13 protein-coding genes are annotated in these 16,180 nt (G+C 69.1%); 7 read left to right on the forward strand and 6 right to left on the reverse strand.

The annotated features are described in order from the left end of the window. Nucleotides 1-135 precede the first annotated feature (135 nt). From ABZ321_RS21030 to ABZ321_RS21040, 3 genes are all read right to left on the reverse strand, one after another. Nucleotides 136-426: an STAS domain-containing protein gene (locus ABZ321_RS21030; protein WP_344514972.1), complete on the reverse strand. Its 291-nt coding sequence runs from the start codon at nt 424-426 to the stop codon at nt 136-138. Then, nucleotides 423-1,052 (reverse strand): STAS domain-containing protein, encoded by a 630-nt coding sequence (locus ABZ321_RS21035; protein WP_344514974.1) that lies wholly within the window; start codon nt 1,050-1,052, stop codon nt 423-425. Before ABZ321_RS21035 ends, ABZ321_RS21030 begins: the two co-directional genes overlap by 4 nt. A 102-nt stretch (nt 1,053-1,154) precedes the next feature. Continuing rightward, nucleotides 1,155-1,493 (reverse strand): STAS domain-containing protein, encoded by a 339-nt coding sequence (locus tag ABZ321_RS21040; protein ID WP_344514976.1) that lies wholly within the window; start codon nt 1,491-1,493, stop codon nt 1,155-1,157. 287 nt (nt 1,494-1,780) lie between these two features. On the opposite strand from ABZ321_RS21040, the gene ABZ321_RS21045 reads away from it, so the two are divergent. The 6 genes from ABZ321_RS21045 (at nt 1,781) to ABZ321_RS21070 (ending at nt 6,022) form a co-directional block, all read left to right on the forward strand. After that, nucleotides 1,781-2,209: an STAS domain-containing protein gene (locus ABZ321_RS21045; RefSeq protein WP_344514977.1), complete on the forward strand. Its 429-nt coding sequence runs from the start codon at nt 1,781-1,783 to the stop codon at nt 2,207-2,209. A 350-nt stretch (nt 2,210-2,559) separates the two neighbouring features. After that, the gene (locus ABZ321_RS21050; RefSeq protein WP_344514980.1) at nt 2,560-3,234 is read left to right on the forward strand and encodes a response regulator transcription factor; all 675 of its coding nucleotides are present in this window, start codon (nt 2,560-2,562) and stop codon (nt 3,232-3,234) included. Next, entirely contained in the window at nt 3,231-4,586 is a 1,356-nt protein-coding gene (locus ABZ321_RS21055; RefSeq protein ID WP_344514981.1) for a HAMP domain-containing sensor histidine kinase, read from the forward strand. Before ABZ321_RS21050 ends, ABZ321_RS21055 begins: the two co-directional genes overlap by 4 nt. An 8-nt stretch (nt 4,587-4,594) precedes the next feature. Then, nucleotides 4,595-5,155, forward strand: coding sequence for a GerMN domain-containing protein (locus ABZ321_RS21060; protein ID WP_354893556.1), 561 nt, complete (start codon nt 4,595-4,597; stop codon nt 5,153-5,155). Nucleotides 5,156-5,412: 257 nt separating this feature from the next. Beyond that, nucleotides 5,413-5,685 (forward strand): hypothetical protein, encoded by a 273-nt coding sequence (locus ABZ321_RS21065; protein ID WP_354893559.1) that lies wholly within the window; start codon nt 5,413-5,415, stop codon nt 5,683-5,685. A gap of 97 nt (nt 5,686-5,782) precedes the next feature. Continuing rightward, nucleotides 5,783-6,022, forward strand: a complete 240-nt coding sequence (locus ABZ321_RS21070; protein WP_354893562.1) for a hypothetical protein — start codon at nt 5,783-5,785, stop codon at nt 6,020-6,022. Between the two features lie 38 nt (nt 6,023-6,060). Here ABZ321_RS21070 and ABZ321_RS21075 read toward each other — a convergent pair whose 3' ends face one another. From ABZ321_RS21075 to ABZ321_RS21085, 3 genes are read right to left on the reverse strand one after another with little or no spacing between them, the layout of a single operon-like run. Continuing rightward, nucleotides 6,061-6,966 carry a glycosyltransferase family 2 protein gene (locus ABZ321_RS21075; protein ID WP_344514987.1) on the reverse strand — a complete coding sequence of 302 codons (906 nt, stop codon included), beginning with the start codon at nt 6,964-6,966 and terminating at the stop codon, nt 6,061-6,063. After that, nucleotides 6,963-8,192 (reverse strand): cation:proton antiporter, encoded by a 1,230-nt coding sequence (locus ABZ321_RS21080; RefSeq protein WP_354893565.1) that lies wholly within the window; start codon nt 8,190-8,192, stop codon nt 6,963-6,965. Before ABZ321_RS21080 ends, ABZ321_RS21075 begins: the two co-directional genes overlap by 4 nt. 4 nt (nt 8,193-8,196) lie before the next feature. Further along, nucleotides 8,197-8,679: a cation:proton antiporter regulatory subunit gene (locus ABZ321_RS21085; RefSeq protein WP_354893568.1), complete on the reverse strand. Its 483-nt coding sequence runs from the start codon at nt 8,677-8,679 to the stop codon at nt 8,197-8,199. 813 nt (nt 8,680-9,492) lie between these two features. Between ABZ321_RS21085 and ABZ321_RS21090 the strand changes: the two genes are divergently transcribed. Beyond that, the gene (locus ABZ321_RS21090; protein ID WP_354893571.1) at nt 9,493-16,155 is read left to right on the forward strand and encodes an RHS repeat-associated core domain-containing protein; all 6,663 of its coding nucleotides are present in this window, start codon (nt 9,493-9,495) and stop codon (nt 16,153-16,155) included. The last annotated feature ends 25 nt before the right edge of the window (nt 16,156-16,180 follow it).

A 16,180-nucleotide genomic window follows, 5' to 3' on the forward strand; every position in this document is an offset into this window, starting at 1 on the left:
GTCCACAGGAGTCGCTGGCCCCTCAGCTGTCCCGACAAGCCGAAGCTGCTGTCGTCGAGGCAGGGCGCCTCAGCGTCATCGGTGTGGTGTGTGTGGCCGCATCTGTCGATGCGACGCGATAGGGCGGAGTGCTGTTCAGGCTGACATTCGTAGCGTCCGGTCGACGGCGTCGCTGGCGTTGCGCAGCATCACGTTGGTCCCGCCGTTGCGAGCGCTGCGTCGGCATGCGTCGAGCGCGCCGACAGCCGTGGTGTCGATGTAGGTGACGGCCTGTAGGTCGATGTTCACGAGTGCGGGTCGGTGCTGGTCGACGATGTGGTTGATCGTGTCGCACAGTGAGCCGATGGTGGTGTGTTCCACGGTGCCGCGGACGGTGACGACGACTGCTCCGCTGTGTTCGATGCTGCTGCTGACGGAGAAGGTCACCGCGCATCGACTCGGTCGGGCCGCTCCGCGCCAGCTGGTGCGGGTTCGGTGCCTGTGGCCGGGCCGCAGGATGTCGCCTCGGCGAGGGTCCGGAACACCGGGAACAGCCCGTGCAGGCTGAGTAGCCGCAACGAGTCCCGGATCTGCTGTGTCGCGCCGACGAGGCACACGGTGATGGACTGGCGGTGCGCCTGGACCAGCACGTCGAGAGCGCCGGAGTCCAGCCGTGGCGCTTGGGTGACGTCGATGACGAGGCGTTGTGCCGGGCCGGTCAGGTCGACGACGAGGTCGCGCAGGCGGGCATTGACGAGCAGGTCGGGTGAGCCCGTCAGGGTGACGACGGTGGTGCCCGCGACCCGGGTGACCCTCAGGCGGCGCGACTCGCGGGCTGCCGGCACGCAGCGTTCACGGGTCAGCGCCTGCTCGACCATCCGTGGCGGCGGGGGCGTGCGGGTGCAACGCCCGCACGTGTGCGGTCCGGTCGCGAGGTCGTCACCCGTCCAGCCGTCCTGGCTGAACAGGCTCCACGCAACGGCCCAGTCGCCCATGGTCGGCGCGAGATTGGTGACCAGTTGGCCGCAGCCGTCGCAGGCGAGGGTGAAGTTCGTGCTGTCGGGACTGAGCAACGCCGTCAATCGTGACCCCCATCAAACCCCTGCGAACAACCGTGGACCAGGCTCCACCCTGCGTGCGGTGCATGGCGGCCGTCCCGCGAATTGATGACAGTTCTATGACGAACCCTCCGGCGGCTCGGCCGGTGTGCCGGTGACGTGCAGGACCCGGTCGACTCGGGCGAGTTGCAGGGTCCGGGCAACCTTCGGCGACAGACCGCGAAGCGTGAGCCGGCCGCCGTCGAGCCACACCTTGCGGTGCACGTCGAGGAGCATCGCGATCCCCGCGGCGTCGACATACGCACAAGCGGTCATGTCGATGACAAGGTTCGCGGGGCGCAGCGCGGCGGCGTCGTCGAGCAGCGCCCGGACGCGCGGTGCGGCACTGGTGTCGAGCGGGTCCGTGACCAGCACCTCGACCAGCCGCATCGCCGGTGTCTGTGCTATCGGCTGCATGTCGTCTCCCTCCGTGGGCCGTGCATGCCAGCGTCGCCGCCCGGTTCGGCGGGCAGCCCTCGACCCTGTGACAGTTGCGTGACAACTGACACCCGACGGCGGCGGGTCGCAACTGAAGCCGGCCCGAGGCGCGATACGTCATGGAACCGTCACACTGCCGCGGGGACTTCTCCATACGCGCGACACAGGGTGATGCAGGTATCGGACGTCACCCCGGACCCGTCGACCCCCGACCGGCACACGCCGGACGAGACCCGTACGGGCGCCACTGCCGTTGGAGGAGCCGCATGCAGACCGCCGTGTCGACCGAGGCGGATCCCGTTGTGGAAATCAGCGTGACCGAGGTGTTGGACGGCCCTTCGGTGCGCCGCAACCTCTCGGTGATCGAGTCCACGATCGCGATGGAGCCGACGCATCTCATCCTCGATCTCACGCGGTGCGGAACCGTCGACGGGGTTGGCGCGGCGTTCCTTGCTGACCTGCACCGCACCGTTGCTGACAGCGGTGGGCGCCTGACGCTGCGGGGACTGTCGATGCCGCTGTGCCTGCAGCTGCAGTCGGCGCAGCTGGAGGAGGTGCTGCTGGCCACGGACCGGCCGCCCGGCTATCTGCCACGGCATCGCGTGCCGCGGCGACGACCCAGGCGGGCCACCCGCGAACGGCAGGTCCAGGAGCTGCGCTGGTGGCAGGCGCCCGCGGCCGACCGGTCGCTGTGACCGCGCTGCTGAGCCTCGACGGCACCGACTTCAGCCTCGCCTGTGACGAGTGTGGTCACCTGATGCAGGCCCGGAACCGGGCGGCCGCCAACCACCGGCGGACATGCATCGTCGGCGCGTCCAGGTCGGTGCTCAGCGCTCTGCGGCTGCTCTGCCTCGATACGGAGTTCCCGAACTTCGTCGACCACATCGCGGCCCTGCAGTGGCTGCGGCGCCGGATACCTGTCCCGCGTCCGGCGGACCGGGTGATCGACGACCGCACCGGGGGACGACGTGACCATCGGGTGGCAAACGCACCCCACTCGCTGGCTCGCGCACGGGCACACGCCGCCGGGGGGCATGATGCAGTGGTGACAGGCGTGCTGGTGATCGAGGACGACGACCGGATCCGGTTGTCGCTGGCGCTCGCCCTGGAGGACGAGGGCTACCTGGTGCGGACCGCAGCGAGCGCGGAGGAGGGCCTGGAGGCGCAACGGGCTGCGCCGGCGGACACCGTCCTGGTCGATCTCATGCTGCCAGGTATGGACGGGTTCGACTGTGTGCGGGAGATGCGCCGTCACGACGACGTACCGATCGTCGTGGTGAGCGCCCGCGACGACACCCACGACATCGTCGCCGCGCTCGAGGCCGGCGCCGACGACTATCTGGTCAAGCCGGTGGCGGTGAAGGAACTGTCAGCGCGGTTGCGGGCGCTGCGGCGCAGGGGGCGTGCCGTGTCCGCCGCGGCGCCGACACTGGTGTTCGGCGACCTGGAGATCAGGCCGGAGGCCGGCGAGGTGCGGGTGCAGGGTGAGCCGGTCGCGTTGACCCGCACCGAGTTCCGGTTGTTGTGCGAGCTCGCCGAGCACCCGGGCCTGGTGCTGTCGCGCCAGCAGCTGCTGCAGCGGGTGTGGGAGTACGAGACCGGTGACGAGCGGCTCGTCGATGTTCACATCGGGCGGCTGCGGCAGAAGATCGAGCGCGACACAAGGACGCCGCAGCGGCTCGTCACGGTCCGCGGCATGGGCTACAAGCTGCAGCGATGAGACGCGCGGGACTTCGGACACGGGTCATCGGCGGGTTCGCCGCCGGCGCGTTGCTGTTATCGGCGTCGATGGCGTTCGCGACGTACCAGGCGACCCGGCGTTCCCTGCTGGAGGGGCGCGAGCGGGCGTCGGTGCGTGCGGTGTCCTTCGACGCCCGGATCCTGCGGGAGGGCGTGCTCACCGATCAGGTCGACGCCGCCGACCTGCTGCGCTCATTGGACACCGGCGGGAACCGGCGGGCGATGCTGTACCGCGACGGCGGCTGGTTCGGCCGGGCCGCCGACGACGGCATCACCGAGGCGGTGCCGATGAGCTTGCAACACCTCGTCCAGCAGGGGCAGGCGGGCAAGCAGCTCGTGCGGGTCAACGGCGTTCCCGCGCTCGTCGTCGGTGTGCCGCTGACGGACACGGCGGCGCTGTACGAGGTCGACCTGTTCCGGGAGCTGGACCAGACGTTGCGGACCCTGAGCTGGGTGCTCACGGTCGTGGCCGCACTCACCGCCGTCGCGGGCGCCGGCCTCGGCTGGTACGCCGCCCGGTACGTCGCCCGGCCGCTGCGGCAGGTGGCCGGGGCGGCGCAGGAGATCGCCGCCGGCGACCTGTCGACCCGGCTCGACCCGGCTGTCGAGCCCGACCTGGCCCAGCTCACCACCTCGTTCAACGACATGGTCGACCGGCTGGCGAAGCGGCTGGAGCAGGACCGCCGGTTCGCCGCAGACGTCAGTCACGAGCTGCGCTCGCCGTTGCAGACCCTGGCCGCATCCGCCAGCGTGCTGGCCCGCCGGCGTGAGCACCTCGACCAGCGCAGCGGGCTGGCGGTCGGGTTGATCGTCGAGGAGGTCGACCGGTTCCTGTCCCTCGTCGACGACCTGCTCGAACTGGCGAAGAGCGACCGGCCGGTCCGCCGCGCAGAGGTCGACGTCGTCGCGGTCGCGCGGCGCGCCTGTCAGGTGCGCAACCTGCCGCCGGAACTCGTCAGCGCCGTCGGGGACACACCGCACGTGTGGCTGGTGGACGGCCGCCGCGTCGAACAGATCATCGGAAACCTGCTGGACAACGCTGCACGGTACGGCGGCGGGGCAACCGCCGTCCGGGTCGGGGTGAGCGAGGACCGGTGGTTCATCGAGGTCGACGACGAAGGCCCCGGCGTCAGCTCGGAAGACAAGGCGATGATCTTCGACCGGTTCGTGCGGGGGCGCGCGGCCGGCGCCCGCACCGACGACGACGGTGCCGGGCTGGGCCTGGCGCTGGTGGCGCAGCATGCTGCGGCACACGGCGGCCAGGCGGTGGCCTTGGACCGACCGGGCGGTGGCGCACGGTTCCGGGTCGAGCTGCGCAGGGAGCCATCGTGACCGACCGTGTGTGGGCCCTCGTCGCCGCGCTGGTGTTGGCGTTGGCGCTGGCCGGATGCGGCGTGCCGACCGAGGACAGCCCTCGACCGGTCACGGTGAGCAGCCGGGCGAGCGCTCCCTCCCCAGCACAGGCAGGCAGCCCGGCGCCCGGCCGGCCAGCCGAACTGCTGTTCCTGGTCCGTGACACTGGCCTGGTCGCAGTCCGACGCCCGGCCGAGCAGATGCCGGCGATCGACGCACATCTGCGGGATCTGCTGTCCGGCCCAACCACGGCCGAACGGGACGCCGGCTACACCAGCGCGTTGACCGGCATCACGGTGACCGGCATCGTGGAGGTCGGTGGCGGCGACGCGACGGTAGAAATCGGCAGCCGGTCCGATGGGAGCGGACGCAGCGACGAAGTCCTCGCCTACGGCCAGATCGTATGCACCCTGACCAGCCGCGCCGACGTCGACACCGTGTCCTTCCGACACGACGGGCAACCGCTGCGCGTACCCCGCGCCGACGCGTCCCTGACGGACGGACGCCTCACAGCCGCCGACTACGCCGACCTCATCCTGCCGTCCTGATCGCCGCCTGCCGGGGCGACAGATGCTGATGGAACGGCCCCCCGCGTCGTCGGGGTGTGGCGCCGCTTCCGACAGCAGAACCTCGTCGGCCGGTCGGTGCGGAGGCAATCCGACGGTAGGACGACCGTTGCATCACGCTGCCTCGTCGCACAACTGTCATACGAATGAGGAGCGTCCTCCATGCCGCGCGGCGAGGATCGCGACAGCGGCTCCAAGCGGAGCCACACCGTCCAGCAAGACCCGGGGGTGTCGACGCCATGCCGATGATCGGCGGCCGGTACCGGCTGATCGCCGAGGTGGGCACCGGCGGCACGGCGTCCGTGTGGCGGGCCGTCGACGTCAGGCTCGAACGGACCGTTGCGATCAAGATCCTGCTACCTGAGCTCGCCGGCTTGTCACGCGCTCGTGAGCGCGCCGAGGCCGAGGCCCGGGCCGCGGCAGGACGCGGAGCCCAGCGCCGTCACGGGCACGCCGGGCAGCGTCGCCATTGTTCTCACACGATGACCGCGTCAGCGTTGACCCGCTCATGACGCAGCTGCCGGCACCAGCGCTGGGTCAGGGTGAGCCGCGTGGCGAGCGTCCGAGATGTGTAACAGCCGTGGACTGTCAGGTCGGTGCGCTGCTGGTGTGGTGCTGGTCGCGGCGTTGCTGGGTCGCGGCGGCGATGACCTCATCGATCTGAGCGACCAGGTGGGGATGGCGCTCGGTCAGGTGCTGGCTGGCATCGAGGTCCTGAGGTCCCGAAGGGTCGCCGTTGATCGTAACGGGCTCGCGTTCGTGTCAATGGACACCCTGGTGGATCGGTCATCGTCGAGCTGGTTCCGCGATAGCTTGGGCAGGTTCGAGTCGTGTGGGCTCCTGCACTGACGCCCGCCGCCTGCCGGGGGGCTTGGCGGCGGCGGGCGTCAGGCGTCCGGGCGGGACCGGACGATCAGGTCGGCTAGCAGCGCCAGTGAACCGATGATCAGCCCGGTGAGGAAGACCATGACGGTGTTGTTGGCCAGCCGGAGGGGGTGGACGGTCAGGTCGACCGCGCTCTTGACGGTGCCGGTGGCGAGCAGCAGCAGAGCGAGTGGCATCAGAGCCTTGAGCGGATTGAAGTACATCACCATTCGCAGCACTTGCAGCAGGTAGCGGTAAGCGTCGCGGACAAAACGGAACTTCGAGCGTCCTGCGCGGCGGGCGTAGTCGATCGGCATGTAGGCGATCGGGTGCTGGTTGGACAGGAACGCCAGCGTGATGGTGGTGACGCAGGAGAATCCGGGCGGCAGCAGCCGCAGATACGGCGCGGCGACGGTGCGCCGGAACGCCCGCAGCCCTGAGTTGAGGTCCGGGATCGGCTGACCGGCCAGCCACTCGGCGAGCTTGCGGATCACCCACTTCGCTGGGATGCGCAGCAGTCGATGGCTGCCCTGCTCCGAAGTCCGGGCCCCCACGACCTGGTCGATCGTAGGGTCCTCCAGCAATCGCCGGATCAACTCGGGGATGCGTTCATTCGGATACGTCATGTCCGCGTCGGTCCACACCACGATGTCGCCCCGGGCCATCCGTGTGCCGACCCGCCGGACCGTGCCGGCGCCGCCGTTGCGGTGCATCGCGACCACCTGGATCGTCGGCAGCACGGCCGCCGCCGCGCGCAGCACCTGCAGGGTCGTGTCGGTAGAGCCATCATCGACGGCGAGGACTTCGTAGCGCAGTCCGGCTTTGTCCATCGCCGTGCTGATGCGGTCGAGTTCGGCCCGCACGTGCGCGGCCTCGTTGAAGCACGGCAGGACGATCGTGGCGTCCAGCGGTGCGGCCGGCGCGGTCATGACGCACCTGGCGCAGGGTCGGGATCGGAAGTGGTCACGGCGGGCTCGGCCGCTGTGTTCATGCCGCCGCTGCGGCGGCGGGAGCGCCACCGTGCGAACGGCTCGAGGGAACGGGCAAGGATCGGGCCGATAACGGCCAGCACGAGGACGTAAGCAGCGGCGAGCGGGCCGATTTTGGTGTTGAGCCCGGCGCTGACGGCGAGACCGGCGATGACGATGTTGAACTCGCCGCGTGGTGTGAGAGCGACGCCAGCACGGGCGCGGCCCAGCGTGCTGATACCCGCCCGCCGTGCCGCCCACCAGCCGGTCGCGATTTTCGTCAGGATCGACACCACCGCCAGGACCAGCGCGATGCCGAGCATCGGCGGCAGCGCGGCCGGGTCGGTGTGCAGACCGAAGAATACAAAGAAGACGGCGGCGAACAGGTCGCGCAGTGGGGTGAGGACCTGCCGGGCGGTGTGCGCCAGCGGCCCAGACAGGGCGATGCCGACGAGGAACGCGCCAACGGCGGCGGACACCTGCAGTGCCTGTGCGACGCCGGCGACGAGCACCGTCAGGCCGAGCGCCTTGAGTAGCAGGACCTCTTCGTTGGGTGAGGCGACGAACATCTCGACGTAGCGACCGAACCGTAGCGCGACGATCAGGATGATCGTGATCGTCGCTGCGGCGACGGCGAGGGTGCCCAGGCCTGCCACGAATCCGGCGCCCGCGAGTAACGCCGTGAGGATCGGCAGGTACACGGCCATCGTTAGGTCCTCGAAGACCAACAGCGACAGCACGACCGGAACCTCACGGTTGCCCAGCCACCCCAGATCGGCCAGCACCTTCGCCGTGATACCGGACGACGTGACGTAGGTGACGCCACCCAACGCGACCGCGGCCACGGGACCCCATCCCAGCAGCAGCGCCACCGCCACCCCCGGCGCGGCGTTGAGGACCAGGTCCACCACGCCGGCGGCCGCGTTGTGCCGCAGGGTGCCAACGAGTTCGGGGGCGGTGTACTCCAGTCCGAGGGTGAACAGCAGCAGGATGACGCCGATCTCGGCGCCGGTCGCGGTGAATTCCTCGCTGGTCGCCAGGGGCAGGATGCCGCCCTGCCCGAACGCCAGACCGGCCAGCAGGTACAGCGGGATCGGCGAGATCGCGAACCGCGCCGAGACAGCGCCGAGCAGGCCGAGGCCGAGAATGACCGCCCCGATCTCGATCAACGCGGTAGCGGCATCCATACCGTCAGCCGTTGGTGAAGATGTCGGTGACCGCCGTGGTGCCCTCGGCCGTGCCGACGACGACGGCGAGGTCCCCCGGCTCGAAGGTGAAGTCCGGGCGGGGGCTGGCCAGGATCTGCCCGGCTCGGATGACCGCGACGATCGAGGCGCCGGCCCGGGTGCGGGCCTGGGTGTCGCCCAGCGTCCGGCCGTCGTAGGGCGACCCGGCGATGATCGGCACCTGTACGGTCTTCAGACCGGTCACCTGCCGCTGCAGGTCGGCCAGGCGTTCCACGATCCGGGCGGTGCCCAGGAGTTCGGCGACACCGTTGGCTTCATCACCGGTCAACGACAGCGTCGCGGTCGCGGTGTCCGGGTCGGCGCTGTCGTACAACACAACGTCCCGGCGACCCGACACGTGCGAGACCACCGCCGCGTGCTGTCCCTTCGCCGTCACGAACTCGTGCCGCAACCCGATCCCAGGCAGCGCGGTACGTTCAACCTCCACCGGCCTGTAACTCCTTCACCCGCCGCCGACAGCAGCGCTATACCTATCCGTGCTGCAGGGCAGAGGGTGCCAACCCGGTATGGCGATCGTGCCGCGAAGATATGACAGTTCTGTGACGCTTCGGCAAGCCGGCAACTGTCGTATGCCGCACCTCGACATAAATTCGATCTAAATGTCGATCTGCATGTCCGAATTCGCGACGCCTGCCCGGCAGGTGGACGCCCATTGGGAATGACGCGTCCGATTCTTCTGCTTTGTTCTGGCGAAGGTCCGGAAAGCTAAACGGGCGCCCATGTCCACCGGCGTTGAGGGTGGAGCCCGGGGCGAAGCGGTCTTTAGCTGGGAAGACGCCTCCTGGAATGGTTGTCTGAATCGACCGCAATGCGGTTCGTTGAAGGATTCCAAAATCACGCACAGTTATATAGGGCAGTGATGGAAACGTTCAGATCCGTACCTTCGGGCAATCCTCAACTATGAGATAGATCACGCCGTCGGTGTTGTGGGCGCTAACGAATCGCCGGATGGCGAATTGACCGAACGGTTGAGTTGCCCACTGTCGCGGACACCATTTACGGTCCTCACTCGCATTGATCAGTTAGGCGGCAGCGGGGAGTGACAGTGTCGGCGGCTTGGCGTTCGCGCGTGTTCATCAGGTTGGGTGCGGGGCGCCTGCCACGGGTCCTGGCGATGTCCGCCGCCTCAGTGATGGGAGTCTCGCTGGCAGTGGCGCTGCGGGCCCCGGCCGAGGCTGCCCCGGTGAAGCCGCCGGCGCCGACGTGTGCTGATGAGCGTGCCGATGAGACGTCGGCGAGTGTGGCGGCGCGGTTGTGCGGCAAGCGGATCGAGGTCACCGGCGCACGGTCGGAGACCATGCAGGTGTGGGCGTTGCCGGAGGGCGGGCTCACCAGCCAGGTCCATGCCGGACCGGTCCGGTTCAAGCAGGGCGACGTGTGGAAGCCGGTCGACCTGACGCTGCAGGTGCAGGCCGACGGTTCGGTCGCCCCGGTCGGGCACCCCCGTGGCCTGAAGTTCTCAGGCAAGGCCAGTGCCGGTGAGCGTGCCCTCGCCAAGCTCGACGGCGAGGACGGCGTGCTGAGCATGGCATGGGCCGGCGATCTGCCGACCCCGGTCCTGAAGGGGAACGTCGCCACGTATGCGGAGGTGCGGCCGGGCGTCGACCTGGTGCTGACCGCGACGCGGACCGGCTACGAGCAGAACTTCGTGGTGAAGAACCGTGCCGCCCTCGCAGCGTCAGCGACCCTCGGCCTGCGGATGCGTACGCCGGGTGTGACCACCACCCCGGACGGATCCGGTGGACTGCTGTTCAAGGGCAAGGGCGGCCGCAACGCCGGCCGGATCCCCGAGCCGACGATGTGGGACTCGCGGGTCGGCGCGAACTCCGGTGACCACCTGCGGGTGGCGCCGGTCGGATTGAAGCAGGTCCGCAACGGTGACGACGTCGACCTGACGCTGACCCCGGACGCGGCGTTCCTGGCCGACCCGACATTGCTGTTCCCGGTCACGATCGACCCGTCGGTGTATCCGACGTTCGACACGTTTGTGCAGACCGGTTACACGTCGGACCAGTCCGGTTCCGCGGATCTGAAGCTCGGCTACTCCGACGACGGCGGCCCGTGGACCGCCCGGTCGTTCCTGACGTGGAACACCGGCTACCTTGCGGGCGCGAAGATCACGTCGGCGACGGTCTACCTGTGGGAGAACCACTCCTGGTCCTGCCGCACCGCGGACTGGGAGGTGTGGACCACCGGCGCGGTGAGCACCGCGACGCGGTGGACGAACCAGCCGGCCTGGTACGCCAAGCAGCACACCTCCAACCAGACCAAGGGCTTCAGTTCCTCCTGCGCCGCGGGCTGGGTGTCTGCCCCCGCGACTGGCGTCTTCCAGACCGGCGCGTCGTCGGGTTGGGCGACGACCACGATGGGGTTGAGGGCGACCCTGGAGAACAACCACGATTCGTGGAAGCGGTTCAACTCCTCCAATGCCGCCAGCAACATCCCCTATGTCGACATCACCTACAACAGCCTGCCGCAGGTGCAGAGCCACTCCACCGCGCCGACGACGGCCTGCGTCACGGGGGCGAGCCGGCCGTACATCTCCAGCCGCACGCCTACCTTGCAGGCGTTCATGAGCGACGCCGACGGCGGCAGCGTCATCAACCAGTTCGAGTGGTACCAGGCAGGCGGCGCGCTGATCGGCACCACGAATGTGACGGCCCCGTCCTCCACGCAGGCATCCACGATGATCCCCGCCGGTGTGTTCGCCGAGGGCGGCTCCTACAGCTGGCGGGTCCGTGCGATGGACACCGCCGACAACACCCTCGTCTCGGCCTGGTCGCAGTCCTGCGAGTTCACCGTCGACTCCATCAAGCCCGGCGTCCCCGTAGTGTCCTCGACGCTGTACCCGTCGATCGCCACCGACAACACGTGGGGGCATGGCGGCTACGGCCAAACTGGCACGTTCACGTTCACCCCGGCCACGGCCGACACCGACGTCATCGCCTACACCTATCAGCTCGACTCTGACACGGCTCCGTCCACGGTGAACGCCGGCAGCCCGACCACCGTGCAGATCACGCCGAGCGAGGACGGCCGCCGCACGCTGACCGTCCGGGCTAAGGACCGCGCCGGGCAGCTGTCCGACCCCAACACGTACGTCTTCAACGTCGGCCGGGCCGGGTTGAAGTTGCCGCAGCCAGGCGCCAACGTCGTCAAACGGACCAAGCTCGCCGTCGACGGCGACGGCACCTACACCCGGGCCACGTTCCAGTACCGGCGCGGACCCGGCGCCGCCGAGTACGACGTCCCGCTCGCCCACCTGCACAAGGCCGACGGCTCGGCCGTCACGACGCAACCGGTCGGCCTCTCCGACCTCGGCGGCAACGCTATCTGGGACGCGGTCGACACCCTCGGCACCGTCGGCGGCGTGGTGCAGATCCGCGCCACGCTCTACCCCGACGCCGTCGGCCAACCCGGCTACACCACCCAATGGATCACCGTGACCGTCGACCCCGACGGCGACGGCGCCGCCGGAGACGACATCGGACCCGGCTCCGTCAACCTTCTTACCGGCGACTACTCGGTCTCATCGTCCGACGCCGACGAGTTCGGGCTCGGCGTCGGCCGGGCCTCGTCATCCCGGGAGCCGAACGACGGCTGGATGACCCAGGGGGAGCGGCTGCCCGCCAACCTCCAGCAGGTCACCACCACCAGCCCCACCGGGTTCACCACCGGCGGCACCACCACGGCTACCCGGGTAACCACCCGCGGGCAGGGCTCCTCGACGGACTCGTTGCAGGTCGTGCCCCTCGCGACGAAACCAGCCGGGTTCGGTGCCACTGACACGTTCGCAGGGCTCGGCGACGACCAGGGCGCACTCCGGCACGGTATGAAAGCCGGCAAGCGCTACCGGGTCACCGGCTGGATCTACGTACCCGCCGTCACCGGTCTGGACAGCACCGAGGTCCGCGCCCGCCGCATCGTCGGCTTCTACCGCGACAGCGCCGGCGTGTACCAGGAGTTCCGGTCCGTGCAGGCCCAATGGGTCGACGGCTGGCAGGAACTCACCCTCGACCTCGCCATCCCTGCCGGCGCCACGGAGGCGTTCATCCGCCTCTACAACGGCAACGGCTACGGCTCCAACAAGGCGGTCTTCTGGGACAACCTGTCCCTGAAGGAGATCGTCGCGCCGTTCGGCCCGCAGTGGCGCGGCGGTGCGGACGGCGGCGTCGCCGAGGTCGACTACGAGTCGCTGACGTTCCCCTCGCCGGACCTGGCGAAGATCACCAGCGCCGGCGGCGACTACCTGACCTTCGGTCGCAGCGCCTCCGGCCAGTTCTTCCCCGAGCCGGGTGCGGAGGACCTGAGCCTGGTGAAGGTCTCCGACACCGTGTACGAGCTGCGTGAGCTCGACGGCACGACGTCGCAGTTCGTGAAGCAGACCGAGACGTTCCTGATCTCCACGACGTGGACCTCGGACCAGAACTCGACCACGCGCTACCTGTACGACTCCTCCGACAGCCGCACGCTGGTCAAGCGGGTCATCAACGCGACCGAGCCTGGCATCGGAGATTGCACCACGCCGGTGCCGGCCCGCGGCTGCGAGGTCCTCGAATACGAGTACGCGACGGCCACGACCGCGTCCGGTTCGACGTTCGGCAACGTCATCGACCAGGTCCGGGCCGTCAAGGTCTGGTCTTGGGACCCGGCCGCGAACGCCGGCGCCGGCGGTGAGACCGCCGTCGAGGTCGCCAACTACGCCTACGACAGCCAAGGTCGGCTCCGCGAGGTGTGGGACCCGCGACTGTCCCCACCGCTGAAGACCACCTACGAATACGACACGGCCGGCCGCCTCACCAAGGTCACACCGGCCGGTCAGCTGCCGTGGATGTTCGACTACGGCACAGCAACAGGCGATGCCAACGCAGGCCGGCTGCTGAAGGTCCGCCGGGCCGCGCTGGTCACCGGCACGAAGGACCAGCTCGACGGTGAGGTCGCGACCAACTTCGTCTACCAGGTGCCGCTGACCAAGGCCGCCGGCGGTCCGCACGACATGAACGCCACCGCGCTCGCCGCATGGGGACAGACCGGTGTGCCGACGGACGCGACCGCAGTGTTCACGCCGCAGTTCCCACCGACGGTGAACGTCGCCACCGCCACCACCCCCGGCACCGGCGGCTACACGTACGCGACCACGCACTATCTCGACGCGTCCGGTCGTGAGACCAATATCGCGACACCCGGTGCGCACATCGACTCGCAGGAGTACGACGAGTTCGGCAACGTCGTATGGGCACTCAAGGCGGACAACCGGGAGCTGGCGCTCGGCACACTGCCTGGTGCCGCGGCCAAGGCGGCCGACCTCAACCTGCCGGCCGACTCGGCGGGACGGGCCGCGCTGCTCGCCAGTATCAGCCGGTACAGCCCCGACGGGCTCGACCTGATCGAGGAACAAGGTCCGGTGGTGCGGATCGCGCTGGAGCGGCAGTTGGCCGCGGCTGGTAAGCCGACGCTGCCGGCCGGTTCGCAGGTCATCGCCCGCAACCGGACCGTCAACCGCTACGACGAGGGCAAGCCCGACGGCGGGACCTACCACCTGCTGACCACGACGATCACCTCGGCGGCCGTGGACGGATACCCGGACGCCGACAGCCGGACCGTGCTCAGCGGGTACGGCGCGGAGAAGGGCGGCACGTCCGGCTGGGTCCTGCGCAAGGCGACGTCCTCGACAAGTGACGCGGGTACCTCCTACACCCGCTACGACAGCGCGGGCCGGATCGTGGAGGCGTGGGGGGTCGGTTCGACCGGCACCGACGCGCTGATCGAGAAGAGCGTCTTCTACACCGCCCTTGCCAACACCGACGACGCGGCCTGTGGCAACAAGCCGGAGTGGGCCGGTCAGGCTTGCGTCAGCAAGGCCGGCGGCGCGATCACCGGACACCGGGCCGACATGCCGACACAGTTGCCGCTGCGCCGGGTCGAGCAGTACAACCGGCAGGGTTCTGCCACCGTCGTCGCCGAGACCGTCGGCAGCGACGTGCGCCGGGTCACCAATGTGTTCGACGCCGCGAACCGGCTCACGTCGACGAGCCTTACGTCGACGCTCGGGCTTGCGGTGCCTGACGCGACCTACGAGTACGACCTGGCCAACGGCAAGTCCGTGAAGACGACCGCCGGCGGCAAGACACTGCTCCGGGAATACGACAAGCTCGGCCGGCTCGTCACGTACACCGATGCGGACGGGGCGACCACCCGCACCGAGTACGACCGGTTCGACCGGATCGGCAAGGTCCTGGACCCGACCGGGTTCCAGACCTACGCGTACGACCTCGTGAACGAGCCCCGGGGCATGCTCACCTCGATGACCGACTCGGTCGCGGGCACGTTCACCGCGAAGTACGCCGCCAACGGGCAGCTGACCGAGCTGAAGTATCCCGGCGGCATCACACGCACCGACACGCTCGACGCGTCGATGGCACCGGTCGCCCGGCGCTACGTCCGCGACTCCGACGACTCGACGATCTACAACCAGACGATCGTCGAGAACACCCAGGGGCAGTGGATCAACGAGGTCTACACCGGCGGCAGCAAGACCTACGGGTACGACACCCTTGGTCGGCTGACGTCCGCGACCCAGACCACGGCGACGACATGCGCCAACCATCAGTACGGCTACGACACGCGGACGAACCGGCTGGCCAAGCGCACCTGGCAGCGCACCGGCCAGCTCTGCGCCGCAACGGAGACGCCGGACGCCATCGAGAACCACACCTACGACACGGCCGACCGGCTCACCGACACCGGATACCTCACCGACGCGCTCGGCCGGGTCACCGGCATGCCGTCGGGGGTGACCAACACCTACCACGCCAACGACATGATCGCCGTGCAGCAGCTTGGCAACCAGCGGCAGGAGTGGAACCTCGATCCGGCCCGCCGGCTGCGCGGTTTTACCAAGGGAACGGTCTCGCCGTCGGTGACCACCGCGTCGCTGCTCAACCACTACGGCGACGACAGTGACTCACCTCGGTGGATCGTGGAGAACACCACGACCGGTGCGATCAGCCGCAACGTCCTCGGGCCCGACGCCGGGCTCGTGGTGACGACCGCGGCGTCCGGCAGCGTCCAGTTGCAACTGACCAACCTGCACGGCGACGTCGTCGTCACGACGAACACGGCGCTGACCGACATCCAGGTCTCCACCTACGACGAGTTCGGCATGGCGGTCACGGGGGGTGCCGCCCGGTACGGTTGGCTCGGCGGCAAACTGCGCTCGGCGGAGAGCCTGGGCGACACGGTGCTGATGGGGGTCCGGCTGTACGCACCTGGCCTCGGCCGGTTCCTGCAGATGGACCCCGAGAAGGGCGGATCAGCGACGGCGTACGACTACTGCGACGCCGACCCGGTCAACTGCTTCGACCTGGACGGCAAATGGCCGTCGATCCGTAAGGCATTCAAGTGGGTCAGCAACAACGCCGGCAACATCGGCACGGCGCTGGGTACCGCGGCGCTTGTCATGTCGTTCGTCCCCGGCCTGCAACCGTTCGCGGCAGGTCTCGCCGTGGTCGCGACAGGCTTCACGCTCTGGGGTGCGTACAACGATTACAAGGCCGGCAACAAAGGGTCGGCGGCGCTTAGCGCCGCGAGTGCGATTCCTGGTATCGGCGGCGTCGCGAGGTTCGGCAAGTACGCCAAGTACGGGTACACGGCCTACAAGGCGACCAAAGCCCGGAAGGCGTACAAGGCAGCACCGGGCAGCAGAGCCTCGAAGAACCTGCTCAACCGAGCGATGCGGAAGGCCGACTCGGCCAAGGCGGTCGCGCGGAAGGCGTTCCGCCCGGACAAGATCTCGGTCGGGGTAGGCGCCTTCGACCTCGCGAAGACCGGCTGCGGTCTGCGGGCGAAGTGCCGGAAGAAGGTCGGCGCCTACTGGGTCGGCACCGGCTACTCGAGGTACTGAATCCACTGACAAGATAGGTAGCCTC

The organism is Dactylosporangium sp. NPDC006015 (assembly GCF_040614215.1).
GTDB classification, from domain to species: Bacteria; Actinomycetota; Actinomycetes; order Mycobacteriales; family Micromonosporaceae; genus Dactylosporangium; species Dactylosporangium maewongense.

Bases quoted from the DNA above. Each gene is read 5' to 3' on its own strand.
- ABZ321_RS21040 (WP_344514976.1), bottom strand. From the start codon at position 1,493: ATGCAGCCGATAGCACAGACACCGGCGATGCGGCTGGTCGAGGTGCTG.
- ABZ321_RS21045 (WP_344514977.1), top strand. From the start codon at position 1,781: ATGCAGACCGCCGTGTCGACCGAGGCGGATCCCGTTGTGGAAATCAGC.
- ABZ321_RS21055 (WP_344514981.1), top strand. From the start codon at position 3,231: ATGAGACGCGCGGGACTTCGGACACGGGTCATCGGCGGGTTCGCCGCC.
- ABZ321_RS21065 (WP_354893559.1), top strand. From the start codon at position 5,413: ATGCCGATGATCGGCGGCCGGTACCGGCTGATCGCCGAGGTGGGCACC.
- ABZ321_RS21075 (WP_344514987.1), bottom strand. From the start codon at position 6,966: ATGACCGCGCCGGCCGCACCGCTGGACGCCACGATCGTCCTGCCGTGC.
- ABZ321_RS21080 (WP_354893565.1), bottom strand. From the start codon at position 8,192: ATGGATGCCGCTACCGCGTTGATCGAGATCGGGGCGGTCATTCTCGGC.